Origin of the sequence: Streptomyces sp. YGL11-2 (assembly GCF_050054615.1) — a bacterium.
Taxonomy (GTDB): domain Bacteria; phylum Actinomycetota; class Actinomycetes; order Streptomycetales; family Streptomycetaceae; genus Streptomyces.
On record NZ_JBNHIN010000019.1, the window covers coordinates 131454 to 144081 of the forward strand.

Sequence of the window (12628 nt, forward strand, 5' to 3'; positions counted from 1 at the left end):
TGCCGGACCACGCCCCCGGCGCGTCCCGGTTCGCTTCGGCACCCGCGGCACCCGCGGCACCCGCGGCACCCGCGGCACCCGCGGCACCCGCGGCACCCGCGGCACCCGCGGCACCCGCGGCACGCTTCGGTACGCCGCGGTACGCCGCCGCGCGCGTGAGCCGCGGTGCCGGTGCGGGCCGAGGGAGTACCGTCGGGGCAGCCGGGGCAGCAACCAGCGCACGTCGCAGGGGATTTCGTGGGGATCGAGAGCGATCAGCTCGTCTTTGACTATCTGAGCCGGGTGGGCGACCTGGCGCAGCAGCGCGGGCTGCCGTCCGGCGAACGGATGCGGCTGGTGGCCGCGCTGCGGGCCGAGATCGACGCGCAGAAGGTCGACTCGGTGCCCGGGGTGAAGCGGGTGCTGGCGCGGCTGGGGACGCCGGAGGCGCTGGTGAAGGCCGCCGGGAGCCGGGACCGGGACGCGCCGCCCGGTGGCGAGCCGTCGGCGGCCCGGGATTCCGGCTCGCCGCTCGTACCGCATCTGGCGCCCGAGCCGCGGCCCGGGGCGCGGCAGCGGATCGGCGAGCTGCTCGGGAAGTCGCCCGAGCCGTGGGACGGAGACGGGGACGGGGAGAGGGCGGAGCCGGGGCGGCGGCCGGGGCTTCTGAAGAAGCGGGGTGCGCAGCCGGCCGTCCCGGAGGCAGCGCCGGCCGCCTCGCCGCCGCATCTGGCGGGGGCGGACGAGTTGGGGGACGAGGAGGACCCGCCGGACTGGTGGCGGGTGGAACCGGAGCCGTACGGGGCGGGCGACGCCGTGCCCGGGTTCGTCGGCGGCATCGAGGTTCCGGAGATCTGGGAGCGGCCGGAGAACGAGCAGGCCGAAGAGGGCGGCGGTGAGGGCTCGGGGGCGGCGTCGGAGGAGCCGGGCGGTGACGGGGCGGACGGCGGCGCGGGGCGCGGGCGGATGCTGCCGGCACTGCTGCGGCGGACGCTGGGGCGGCGGCGCACCGCGGCGGCGGGGGAGCCAGACGGGGACGACGGGGAGGCCGAGGAGGCCGCGGGCCCGGTACCGCTGCGGGCCTGGCTCAGCCCGGTACCGACGCTGGCCGTGCTGCTGCTGGTGGCCGGGGCGGTGACGGGTTCGTGGTTGGCGCTGGCCGGCGGTTGGGGGCTGGCGTATGTGTCGCGGAGGTTGAGCCGGACCGAGACGAAGTTCGCGGCGCTGGGCGTGCCGGGGATCGTCGTCGGCGGGCTGGTGGTGTGGACGTGGGGCCGGTTCGAGGGGCGGTGGGGCGATCCGATCGCCCCCGGGCGGCTGGGCCCGGAGCTGTTCGCCGAGTTGCCGGGCGTGGTGCGGGTGGCGGCGGTCGCCTCCGCCCTGTTCCTGCTGTGGCGGATGCGGCGGACGGCGGGGTGAACGGGCGGGCCGTCCGCACCAGCCGTGCCGTCCGCCTCGGCCGGGCGTCTGTCCGCACCGGGTGGCCACGGAGTGGTGCCGTCGCCCGCCGCGTCTCAGGCCACGTCCCTGACGTCCCTCACGCCCCTGACGTCCCGCACGCCCCTCACTTCTTCGTCAGCTTCTGCTGCACCTCGTCCAGGATCGTGCCGGCCGCCGTGTAGCCGATGCCCTGGATCCAGAGCTGGTCGTCGACGCGCTGCGCCCTCCCGTTCCTGACGGCCCGGAGGTTCTTCCAGAGGGGGCCTGCGGTGATCTGGGTCTCCTTGGACTTCTCCGGGCTGCCGTAGGCGGCGTAGAAGAGGGCGTTGGCGTCGGCCTTGTTGATCTCCTCGGGGCTGATCTCGACCATCAGGCCGTCCTTGGAGCCGTTGACGACGGAGGTGGGGCCGGTGCCGATGTCGGCGAGGATCGTGCCGATGTAGCTCCGGCAGCCGTAGATGCGGGTGTCGGCGCCCTCGATGAAGCGGACGACGTTGGTCCGCAGCCGCTTCGCCGCGGCCGGGCCGCCGAGGGCCGCGGTGACCCTCCCGGCGTGCGCGGCGTACGCGGCGACCGCCCGCCTGGCCTCCGGGATCCTGCCGAGGGCGGCGGCGTGCACGGCGAAGTTCTGCTTCCAGGGATAGCCGGTGGACTCGGTCATCACGGTGGGCGCGATCTTGCTGAGCTGGTCGTAACGCCCGCCGTCGCGGACCTTGTTGGTGAGGATCAGATCGGGCTTGAGGGCGGCGATCGCCTCCAGGTCGGGGGCGCCGATCTTGCCGACGTCCTTTATGCCGGTGAGCTTGTCCTTGGGGAGGTAGTCGAGGAAGCCGGAGGCGACGTCGGAGCGGGTGGCGCCGACGGGGGTGACGCCGAGGGTGATCGCCGAGTCGAGTTCGGCGGTGTCGAGGACGACGACGCGGTGCGGGGCGGCGGGGACCGACACCTCGCCCATGGCCGTCGCGATCTTGTGGGGGCCGTTGCCGGTGGCGGGGGCGGGCCAGGTGGTGGCGGGCCGCGCCGGGCAGTCGGCAGGAGCGAAGGAGCCGTCGGGGCCTGCGGCGGAGCCCTGGCCGTCGCCGGCGCCGCACGCGGTGAGCAGCAGCGCGGTGGCGGCGAGTGCGGTGGCGGCGGCGACGGCCGTGGTGGTGTGGTGCCTGGTGGCGGCTGCGGAGCGGGACATGGCATGTCCTTTCGGCTCGTACGGCGGCGGAAGGCGGGGTGGAGCGGTATCGGGGTGGAGCGGTACAGGGAGGGAGCGGTGTCAGGCGGGGACCGGTACCCGACGGGGGAGCGATACGCGTCGGGGAGACGTACCCGGGAAGGGGCGCCCGGCAAGGCGGGCGGGCGGGCGGGAGCAGGGCGGTCAGTCGTCCGACGGGCGTTCCCACGGGCGGCCCGGGACCACCAGCGGGGAACCCGTCACCGGGTCCGGCACGACCACCGAGTCCAGGCCGAAGACCTCGCGGACCAGGTCGGCGGTGACGACCTTCCCGGGGTGCCCCTGGGCGACGATCCGGCCCGCCTTCATCGCCACCAGGTGGTCGGCGTAGCGGGCGGCCTGGTTGAGGTCGTGGAGGACGGCGACGACGGTGCGGTCGCGGTCGTGGTTGAGCCGGCGGATGAGGTCGAGGACCTCGACCTGGTGGGAGATGTCGAGGTAGGTGGTCGGCTCGTCGAGGAGGAGGAGATCGGTGTCCTGGGCGAGGGCCATGGCGATCCACACCCGTTGGCGCTGGCCCCCGGAGAGTTCGTCGACCGGCCGGTCGGCCAGCGGCGCTATGCCGGTACGTGCCATCGCCTCGGCCACAGCCCGCTCGTCCGCCTCCGACCACTGCCGCCACCAGCGCTGGTGCGGCTGGCGGCCACGGGCGACCAGGTCGGCGACGGTGATCGCCTCGGGCGCGACCGGCGTCTGCGGGAGCAGGCCGAGCGACCGGGCGATCTTCCTGGTGGGGATGCGGGCGAGGTCCGTGCCGTCCAGGAGGACGGCGCCGCCGCGGGGCCGCAGCAGCCGCCCCAGGGCGCGCAGGAGCGTCGACTTGCCGCAGGCGTTGGGGCCGACGACGACGGTGACCGCGCCGTGCGGGACGTCCAGGTCCAGCCCGTCGACGACGATGCGGTCCTCGTAGGCCAGGGTCAGTTCGCGGGCCGTCAGGCGGGCGCCGCCCGGCCCTGCCCGGACGCCGTCCCGTCCGCCGTCCGCCGCCTCGTCCGCGTCGGCGGGGACGCTCCCGCCGGCGGCGGCACGCTCCCCGGCACCCACTCGCTCGGTCACGCTCTTCCTCCTGCGGCACGGCCACGGACCCGATGGCCCCTGACGATCAGCCAGATCAGATACGGGGCGCCGACGGCGGCGGTCAGCACACCCACCGGGAGCTCGGTCGGCGCGAGCAGCCTGCGGGCGAGCAGGTCGCCCAGCACGACGATGACGGAGCCCAGCAGCGCCGAACCGAGCAGCGGGAGCTGCGCGGTCCGCGTCACCCGGCGGGCGATCTGCGGCGCCAGCAGCGCCACGAAGTCGACGGGGCCCGCCGCGCCCGTCGCCATCGACGCCAGGACCACGCCGACCGCGACCAGCCCGAGACGGGTGCGGCCCAGCCGGACGCCCAGCGCGGTCGCGGTGTCGTCGTCCAGGGAGACGGTCCGCTGGGCGCGCGCCGCCCACAGGACCGCCGGCAGCAGGGCCAGCAGCGCCCACCCCAGGGGCGCCGCCTCCGGCCAGCCGCGCCCGTTCAACGAGCCGGTCATCCACACCTGGGCCTGCTGCGCCACCAGGTAGTCGCCCTTGGTGAGGAAGAGCTGGGTGACCGAGCGGAGCGCGACCGCGAAGCCGATGCCGATGAGGACGAAGCGGGTGGCGTGCAGTCCGCCCCGCCAGGCGAAGACGTAGACCAGGACGGCCGCCAGCACGCCGCCCGCCACGGACAGGTACGGCAGCACGGGGTACGTGGGGGTCCCCCCGCCGAAGACAGGGGGAGTGATGCCGAAGGTCATCGAGCCGACCGTCAGCGCGCCCGCGCCCTGGGTGACGCCGATGATGTCCGGGCTGGCGAGCGGATTGCGGGCCACGGTCTGGATCAGCGCGCCGGCCACGCCGAACGCCGCCCCGGCCAGCAGGCCGACGGTCATCCGCGGCAGCCGCAGCGTGCCGACGACCAGGTCGTGGGAGGAGTGCTCGCCCAGCAGGACCTTGAGCACCTCGGAGGGCGCGACGAAGCTCTCGCCGACGCAGAGGTAGGCGACGCAGACCGCCGCCAGGAGCACGGCGAGCGCACCGGCCACCACGGTCGCGCGGCGGTGCACCAGGAAGGAGGCGCGGCCGGCCCGGACCACGACGTGGCCGGCGGGGCGGACCGCGGACGTCGGCGGGGGCGCGGTGGCTGTCGGGACCGTCATGCCGCCACCGTCCTGCGCCGTACGAGGGTGACCAGGAACGGCACCCCGATCAGCGCGGTCATCACACCCGCCGGAACCTCCGACGGCGGGAAGACGATCCGCCCGACGGTGTCCGCGACCAGCACGATGACCGGCCCGAGCAGCGCCGCCATCGGGAGCGTCCAGCGGTGGTCGCCGCCCACGACCGCGCGGGCGAGATGCGGTACGGCGAGGCCGACGAAGGCGATCGGGCCGGCCGCCGCGACCCCGGCGCCGGTCAGCACGGTCGCGCCGAGCCCGCCCACGATCCGTGCGGTCGCGACGTTCTGGCCCAGCCCCCGGGCGACGTCCTCACCGAGCGCCAGCGCGTCCAGACCGCGTGCCACGGACAGCACCAGCACCGCGCCGACCAGCAGGAACGGCCAGATCTGCGCGACCACCGCGGCGTCCCGCCCGGTGAGCGAACCGACCTGCCAGAACCGGAACTCGTCCAGCGCCGCGGCCTTGGTGGTGAGGATCGCCATCGACACCGACACCAGCAGCGCGTTGATCGCGGCACCGGAGAGGGCGAGCTTGACCGGGGTGGCGCCTCCGCGGCCGCGGGTGGCGATGCCGTAGACGACGACGGAGGCGATGCCCGCGCCGGCGAATGCGAACCAGACGTAACCGGTCAGGGTGTGCACCCCGGCGAAGGCGATGGCGGCCACCACCGCGGCCGAGGCGCCCTGGCTGATGCCCAGGATGCCGGGGTCGGCGATCGGGTTGCGGGTCAGGCCCTGCATCACCGTGCCGGCCAGGGCGAGCGCGACGCCGACCATCAGGCCGATCAGGGTGCGCGGCAGCCGCAGGAACCGCACGACCTGCGCGGCATCGCCGCTGCCGCCGCGGAACAGCGCCGCGACGACCTCGGACGGCGCGAACGCACGGCTGCCGACGGCCAGCGAGAAGAGCACCGCCAGCAGCAGTGCCAGCACCGCCAGCGCGGTCAGGACCAGCCGTCGGCTCCGCATCCGGGGCTTCGGCTTCACCGGCATGGCTTCACTGGCTCGGGGTCCCTTTCGCACGGGGGGGGGCGGGCGGTGCCGCCCGGGGGCGTCGGCCGGCCGGTGGCCGGAGGCCAGGTAAGGCAGGGCTAACCCTACGTCCCGGTGGGTGACGGCTGCGGGCACAATGGCCGGCATGGCTGCGCACCCCCTCACGGTCGGCTTCGACCTCGACATGACGCTGATCGACTCCCGGCCCGGAATCAAGGCCGCCTACCAGGCGCTGTCCGCCCGGACCGGCACCTATGTCGACGCCGACGCCGCGGTGACCCGGCTCGGGCCGCCCCTGGAGGAGGAGATCCGCCGGTGGTTCCCCGAGGAGCGGGTGGCGGAGATCAGCGGGATCTACCGGGAGTTGTACCCGGAGCACGCCATCACGGGGACGCTCGCGATGCCCGGCGCCCGGGAGGCGGTCGACGCGGTGCACGCGGCCGGCGGTCGGGCCGTCGTGGTCACCGCCAAGTACGAGCCGAACGCCAAGCTGCACCTCGCCCACCTGGGCATCGCCGCGGACGCGGTGATCGGCTCACTGTGGGCGGAGGCCAAGGCCGGGGCGCTGCGCGAGCACGGCGCGCGGGTGTACGTCGGCGACCACACCGGGGACGTGCGCGGGGCGCACACCGCGGGCGCGCTGTCCGTCGCGGTCGCCACCGGGCCGTGCGGCATCGACGAGTTGCGGGCGGCCGGCGCCGAGGTGCTGCTCGGCGACCTGACGGACTTCCCGTCGTGGCTGGATCGTTACGTGGCGGGTGGCGCGGCGGGCGCGGACGGGGCCGCCGCCTCCGCCTGACGCCGCTGCGCGGCGACGGAGCGGACCACTCCGGCACCGGCGATCAGGAAACCGGCGCCCATCAGCATGGACACCCAGTAGAAGACCCACGGCAGCGGGTGCGTACCGAGGAACAGCGGCATCACGGTGGCGAGAGTGGCCACTGCGCCAACTAGGAACACGATCGCGCCGATTCGGACCAGCAGATCCCCGGCCTGGGGAGTTTCGTCAGACACCTGACCAGGGTAAGTCCGGGCCAGAAGCGCTGCGGATCCCCCTGGCGACGTCTTGTCACCGGCCAGCGGACCATTAGCCTTGTGGTGGCGGGTCCTGTGGCCCGCTGCAGTGCTATCCAGACCCATTTTCGCTTCCGCATTTTTCCGCAGTAACGCAAGTGACCCAGCCCAGAATTTTCCGACGAGTACGAGGACGAGGACAGACGTGCCTACCGGCAAGGTCAAGTGGTTCAACAGTGAGAAGGGCTTCGGCTTTCTCTCCCGCGATGACGGCGGTGACGTCTTCGTACATTCGTCGGTGCTGCCCGACGGCGTGGCCGCACTCAAGCCCGGGCAACGTGTCGAATTCGGTGTCGTCGCAGGCCAGCGCGGCGACCAGGCGCTCAGCGTGACCCTCCTCGACCCCGCTCCCTCGGTCGCCGCGGCGCAGCGCCGCAAGCCCGACGAACTCGCCTCGATCGTCCAGGACCTCACCACTCTCCTGGAGAACGTCACCCAGCAGCTGGAGCGCGGGCGCTACCCCGACAAGGCGCACGGCGGCAAGATCGCCGGCATGTTGAGGGCGGTCGCCGACCAGCTCGACGTCTGACGTCCGGGCCGACGCCCGTCGGCTCACACGAAGTTCAGCGCATCGCGGCCGAGGGGCGGCACCAGCCCCTCGGCCGCGGCGCGGGTGAGCAGCCCGCGCACCGCGGCATAGCCGTCCTCGCCGAGGTCGGCGGTGAACTCGTTGACGTACAGCCCGATGTGCTGGTCGGTGACCTTCGGGTCCATCTCCTGGGCGTGCTCCAGCACGTAGGGACGGGAGGCTTCCGGGTCGTCCCAGGCCATCAGGACGGACGNACTCGTTGACGTACAGCCCGATGTGCTGGTCGGTGACCTTCGGGTCCATCTCCTGGGCGTGCTCCAGCACGTAGGGACGGGAGGCTTCCGGGTCGTCCCAGGCCATCAGGACGGACGAGCGGATCGCCGCCGCCAGCCTGCGCAGCGCCGGCTCGCCCAGCGAGCGCTTGGCGATGATCGCGCCGAGCGGGATCGGCAGACCGGTGGTGTGCTCCCAGTGCTCGCCCATGTCGGCGAGGCAGCTCAGCCCGTAGTCCTGGTACGTGAACCGGGCTTCGTGGATGACGAGTCCGGCGTCGACCCGGCCGTCCCGGACGGCCGGCATGATCTCGTGGAACGGCAGCACCACGACCTCGCCGACCCCGCCCGGCACCTCGGCGGCGACCCACAGCCGGAACAGCAGATACGCCGTCGACCGCTCGCTGGGCACCGCCACCGTCTTCCCCGCCAGATCCGCCGCCGTCCCCGGCTCCCGGGTCAGCACCAGCGGGCCGCAGCCGCGCCCCAGCGCCCCGCCGCAGGGCAGCAGCGCATAGTCGTCGAGCACCCACGGCAGCACCGCGTACGACACCTTCAGGACGTCGAACTCACCGCGCTCGGCCATGCCGTTGGTGAGGTCGATGTCGGCGAAGGTGACGGCCAGTTCCGGCGCGTCCGGGACCCGGCCGTGCGCCAGGGCGTCGAAGACGAAGGTGTCGTTCGGGCACGGCGAGTAGGCGATGTTCAGCGGCCGGGTCACGGGGTCCTCCTCGGGGACGGAGCCGTCCCCGGAGCCGGTCCGGCGGCGGCCGTCAGGGCGTCGGGGAACGTACGGAAGGCGCCGGTCAGCGCGGCGAGCGCGGGACCGATCCGCCAGGCGGCGCGGTCGCGGGGGCCGACGGCGTTGGAGACCGTACGGATCTCCAGCACGGGCAGGCGGTGCGCGGCGGCGGCCTCGGCGACGCCGAACCCCTCCATCGCCTCGGCCAGCACACCCGGGTGACGGGCCGCCAGCTCGGCGGCGCGGGCGGCGCTGCCGGTGACCGTGGAGACCGTGACGACGGGGCCGGCCGCTGCGCCGGCCGCCGCCGCGACGGCCCGGACCAGCGCCGGGTCGGGCCGGTGCGCCACAGTCCCGAAGCCGAGTTCGGTGACCGGGACGAAGCCGTCGGGGGTCTCGGCGCCCAGGTCGGCGGCGACGATCGCGTCCGCGACCACCACCGAGCCCAGCGGCGCGGCGGGCGCGAACCCGCCGCCGATGCCCGCCGAGACCACCAGACCGTACGGCTCGCCGGCCAGCGCGGCGGCGGTCAGCGCGGTGGCCGTACCGGCGGACGCGGCGGCCGGGCCGACGCCGGCGGCCAGCACGTCCGGGGCCGGCGAACCGCCGGGCGCGCGGTGCAGCTCGTAGCCGCCGGGCAGCGTCCGGGACCCGTACGCCTCACCGGCGCCGCACACCGCGTCGCATTCGGCGGCCACCGCGGTGACGACCAGCACCCGCATCAGGCGGTCCCCGCCGCGGGCCGCCGGTCCACGGTCAGCGCGCTCAGTCCTTGTTCTTCAGGCTGAAGTGCCAGATGGCGGTGGGGCCCTGGCCGGGGCCGACCTGGGCGACCATCAGCGTGACCTCGTCGAGGTAGCCGGTCTGGCCGGTCTGCGGGTTGGTCTGCTTGAAGAGGTCGTCCGCGTCGAAGGTGCGGTACGTCTCCGTGCTGGGGGCGCGCATGATGGGCTGGCCGCCGATCACGAACCAGCCGGCCTTGGCGACCTTCGGGTCGACGCCGACGCCGACCTTCTCGCCCGGGTGCACCGTGATGGTCTCGGTGCCCTTCTTGGTGATGCAGTCCTGGAGGGCCTGCTTGTCGAGGACCTTGCCGTTGCCGTCGCAGCCGGGGGTCACCTCGGCCTTCACCGTCGTCGAACCGACGGTCACGGTCGCCAGCGATGTCGGCTGCTGGCAGGCGGAGAGGGTGAGCAGGCCCAGGGACACGGCACCGAGGGCGGCGGCGCGGCGGCCCTTGCCCCGGGAGATCAACGCAGCGGTCATACGGGCAGGCTATCGGGCGCCCCCGCGCACGCCACGCGCGGGTGCGGCGCGCCGCGTCCGCGCCTGCCACTCGGGGCGCCTCACACCACCCGCGGTGCCGCCCGGCCGCCCCGCCGGGCCGCGCCCAGCAGCCCCCGTACGGCCAGTGCGGCACCCAGCCCCACCAGGCCCGCGGCCACCGTCATGCCCAGCATCCCGAACAGCGGCAGCGAGATCCCGATCGCGCCGCCCACCACCCAGGACATCTGGAGCACGGTCTCGGACCGGGCGAACGCGGAGGTCCGTACCGCCTCCGGGACATCGCGCTGGATCATCGCGTCCAGCGACAGCTTGGCCAGCGCCTGGCACAGCCCCGCGGTGGCCGCCGCCGCGGTCACCACGACGATCGCCAGCACCGCGTAGAAGAGCGCCGCGACGACCATGGCGCCCAGCGCCAGCCCCAGCATCGCCGCGACGATCGCCTCCGGGGCACGCGCCTTGAGCCAGGCGCCGAGCGCCGTGCCCAGGGCGTTGCCGGTGCCGGCGGCCACCGCTACCAGCCCCAGCGAGACCGCCGCGTCAAGGCCGCCGAGCGGGTGCTCGCGCAGCAGGAAGGCCAGGAAGAAGGTCAGGAAACCGGAGAGCGATCGGAGCGCGGCGTTGGCCTGGAGGCCGTGCAGCACCGACGGGCCGACCGTCCGCAGACCCGGCTTGGGCCGGGGGCCGTGCACCGGGCCCGCCGCGGTGTCCCGGGAGGCCAGCCGGGCCCGGGCCTCGCCCTTCCCGGAATCGACCTTGTGCGGCAGCGAGAACGACAGGAACGTTCCGCCCACGAACACCGCGAACGCCCCGTACAGCGGCCAGCTCGGTCCGATCAGCTCCAGCCCGGCCCCGATCGGCGCCGCCGCTCCCGTGGCCAGCAACCCGGACAGCGTCACCCGCGAATTGGCTTTCACCAGGGAGATCCGCGGCGGCAGCAGCCGCGGCACCACGGCGCTGCGCACCACCCCGTACGCCTTCGACGACACCAGCACCCCCAGCGCCGCCGGATACAGCTCCAGCCCGCCGCCGGCCACCGCGCCGGACATCATCACCGCCAGCAGCGCCCGGGCCAGCATCGAGCCGGCCATCGCCGCCCGGCGGCCGTGCGGCACCCGGTCCAGCAGCGGCCCGACCACCGGCGCGAGCAGCGCGAACGGCGCCAGCGTGACCGCCAGGTAGAGCGCCACCCGGCCCCGCGCCTCATGGGTCGGCACCGAGAAGAACACCGTCGAGGCCAGCGCGACCGTGATCATCATGTCGCCCGCGGAGTTCACCGCGTGCAGTTCGATCAGCTTGGCCAGTCCCGATTCGCCGGCGCCGTGGGCGTGGGTGGCGCGGCGCAGCCCGCGGGCCGCGCCGGTGAACGGCCGATGCAGCACACGCCCGGCCGACCGGCCCGCCCGGCGGGCCCTCGACTCCCTCGTCGCCCTGACGGCAGCCACCCGGCCATAGTGCCCCAACCCGCCCGGGAGAGGGTGCTTCCTCCCACCTGCCGGGCGGGGCGCACGGTCCGCCAGCCGCTGCCCATGACATTTGCCGCTCCCGCCGAGGGGTCGTACACCTTTGAAGGGGTAGCGTGTGCAGAGCGCCACCGGCGGTCTGTTTCGGCCGCGTGCCTCATTGCCTTGCGATCCCGCAGAATAGAAACGCAAGAGGTGCGCTCGACCGAACGAACCAGCCGGGCGCGGACGTCGACGCGGTCCCCAGGTCCGCTCCGCCCGCCCCGGTCCCCGCCGGTCGTCCGGACAGGACCAGGACAGCTCCGGCTGGCGCGCTCGTGAGACGGCGTGGAAGAGAGAATCGATTCTTGTGAGTGCTGCGATGCGAAGCCGTACCCCTGACCGCCTGTGCGCCGAGGCGGTCGACCTCGCCCGTGCGGCGGCCGAGGAGGTCGCGATGCCCGGCATGGTCGGCGAGCACATCGACGCCGTCGCCGACGGAGATCGCGTTGTCACCCACCTCTTCGCCTGCGAGGAGCCCGGATACCGCGGCTGGCGCTGGGCCGTCACCGTCGCCCGCGCCTCCCGCGCCAAATTCGTCACCCTGGACGAGTCGGTCCTGCTGCCCGGCCCCGACGCGCTGCAGGCTCCGGAGTGGGTGCCCTGGAGCGAGCGGCTGCGCCCCGGCGACATGGGCCCCGGCGACCTGCTGCCCACGGAGGCCGAGGACCTGCGGCTGGAGGCCGGCTACAGCGGCGAGGACCAGCCGGCGCCGAACTCCGCGGTCGCCGAGGGCATGGCCGCCGAGATCGCCGACACCGAAGAGGCGGACGTCCTCCCCGGCTCGCCCGCGGCCCAGCCCGTCCCCGCGCGCGGCAGCATCGGCGCGGTCGCCGAGGAGCTGGGCATGGCCCGCGCCCGGGTCCTGTCCCGCTACGGCCTGCACGCCGCCGCGGACCGCTGGGAAGAGGCGTACGGCCCCAAGACCCCGATGGCCCAAGCGGCCCCCGCCACGTGCATGACCTGCGGCTTCCTCACGCCGCTCGCCGGCTCCCTGCGGCAGGCGTTCGGCGTCTGCGCCAACGAGTTCGCCCCCGCGGACGGCCGGGTCGTCTCCCTCTCGTACGGCTGCGGCGCGCACTCCGAGGCCGCCGTGATGCCGAAGCCGCCGAAGCCGGCGGAGCCGGTGCTCGACGAGACGGTCGTCGAGCCGATCGCCCTCCGGCCCGAGCCGGACGGCGGTTCCGTGGAGGACACGGGGCCGGCGGAGGAGCTCGGCCACAGCTGAGCGTTTTGGGCTTGCTTCCCACGTTGTCGGGTGCGGCGCCGTGGGGGTTGCTCGCCGTTGGTGGAGGTTGTCTGAGGCGGGGGCGCGCTGCTCGCCAAGTGGTGGGTGCCGGGTCCGGGCCTCCGGCGCCTGTGGTGTGGACCGCTTCGCTTTACGTCCACAACAC

At 74.5% G+C, this 12628-nt stretch carries 12 protein-coding genes and 2 pseudogenes; 4 read left to right on the forward strand and 10 right to left on the reverse strand.

The window, feature by feature from the left end:
• The first annotated feature begins 237 nt into the window (after positions 1-237).
• Positions 238-1398, forward strand: coding sequence for a hypothetical protein (locus ACO1BR_RS22615; RefSeq protein WP_426796892.1), 1161 nt, complete (start codon positions 238-240; stop codon positions 1396-1398).
• A gap of 145 nt (positions 1399-1543) precedes the next feature.
• Here the strand turns inward: ACO1BR_RS22615 and ACO1BR_RS22620 are convergent, their stop codons facing one another.
• From ACO1BR_RS22620 to ACO1BR_RS22635, 4 genes are all read right to left on the reverse strand, one after another.
• Positions 1544-2602 carry an ABC transporter substrate-binding protein gene (locus ACO1BR_RS22620; RefSeq protein WP_426796893.1) on the reverse strand — a complete coding sequence of 353 codons (1059 nt, stop codon included), beginning with the start codon at positions 2600-2602 and terminating at the stop codon, positions 1544-1546.
• Between the two features lie 183 nt (positions 2603-2785).
• Entirely contained in the window at positions 2786-3577 is a 792-nt protein-coding gene (locus ACO1BR_RS22625; RefSeq protein ID WP_426796909.1) for an ABC transporter ATP-binding protein, read from the reverse strand.
• 116 nt (positions 3578-3693) lie between these two features.
• Entirely contained in the window at positions 3694-4818 is a 1125-nt protein-coding gene (locus ACO1BR_RS22630) for a FecCD family ABC transporter permease (RefSeq protein ID WP_426796894.1), read from the reverse strand.
• Positions 4815-5831, reverse strand: coding sequence for a FecCD family ABC transporter permease (locus ACO1BR_RS22635; protein WP_426796895.1), 1017 nt, complete (start codon positions 5829-5831; stop codon positions 4815-4817). Before ACO1BR_RS22635 ends, ACO1BR_RS22630 begins: the two co-directional genes overlap by 4 nt.
• Before the next feature lie 145 nt (positions 5832-5976).
• Here ACO1BR_RS22635 and ACO1BR_RS22640 point away from each other — a divergent pair, with 145 nt between their 5' ends.
• The gene (locus ACO1BR_RS22640; protein WP_426796896.1) at positions 5977-6630 is read left to right on the forward strand and encodes an HAD family hydrolase; all 654 of its coding nucleotides are present in this window, start codon (positions 5977-5979) and stop codon (positions 6628-6630) included.
• Here ACO1BR_RS22640 and ACO1BR_RS22645 read toward each other — a convergent pair.
• Positions 6579-6845, reverse strand: a complete 267-nt coding sequence (locus ACO1BR_RS22645; RefSeq protein ID WP_159508545.1) for a hypothetical protein — start codon at positions 6843-6845, stop codon at positions 6579-6581. The genes ACO1BR_RS22640 and ACO1BR_RS22645 overlap by 52 nt on opposite strands.
• Positions 6846-7050: 205 nt before the next feature.
• Between ACO1BR_RS22645 and ACO1BR_RS22650 the strand changes: the two genes are divergently transcribed.
• On the forward strand, positions 7051-7434 hold the full coding sequence (locus ACO1BR_RS22650) for a cold-shock protein (RefSeq protein WP_159508544.1): 384 nt from the start codon (positions 7051-7053) through the stop codon (positions 7432-7434).
• A 23-nt stretch (positions 7435-7457) separates the two neighbouring features.
• Here ACO1BR_RS22650 and ACO1BR_RS22655 read toward each other — a convergent pair.
• The 5 genes and pseudogenes from ACO1BR_RS22655 to ACO1BR_RS22675 all read right to left on the reverse strand — a co-directional run.
• Positions 7458-7625: pseudogene (locus ACO1BR_RS22655) on the reverse strand (1,4-dihydroxy-6-naphthoate synthase); the annotation flags it as partial.
• A 76-nt stretch (positions 7626-7701) separates the two neighbouring features.
• A pseudogene (locus ACO1BR_RS22660) lies at positions 7702-8427 on the reverse strand (1,4-dihydroxy-6-naphthoate synthase); the annotation flags it as partial.
• Entirely contained in the window at positions 8424-9170 is a 747-nt protein-coding gene (locus ACO1BR_RS22665; protein WP_426796897.1) for a futalosine hydrolase, read from the reverse strand. The gene ACO1BR_RS22665 and the pseudogene ACO1BR_RS22660, both read right to left, overlap by 4 nt.
• Before the next feature lie 43 nt (positions 9171-9213).
• On the reverse strand, positions 9214-9714 hold the full coding sequence (locus ACO1BR_RS22670; RefSeq protein ID WP_426796898.1) for a hypothetical protein: 501 nt from the start codon (positions 9712-9714) through the stop codon (positions 9214-9216).
• A gap of 80 nt (positions 9715-9794) precedes the next feature.
• Positions 9795-11177 carry an MFS transporter gene (locus tag ACO1BR_RS22675; RefSeq protein ID WP_426796899.1) on the reverse strand — a complete coding sequence of 461 codons (1383 nt, stop codon included), beginning with the start codon at positions 11175-11177 and terminating at the stop codon, positions 9795-9797.
• 379 nt (positions 11178-11556) lie between these two features.
• Here ACO1BR_RS22675 and ACO1BR_RS22680 point away from each other — a divergent pair, with 379 nt between their 5' ends.
• Positions 11557-12462 (forward strand): DUF3027 domain-containing protein, encoded by a 906-nt coding sequence (locus ACO1BR_RS22680; RefSeq protein ID WP_426796900.1) that lies wholly within the window; start codon positions 11557-11559, stop codon positions 12460-12462.
• Positions 12463-12628: the final 166 nt, after the last annotated feature.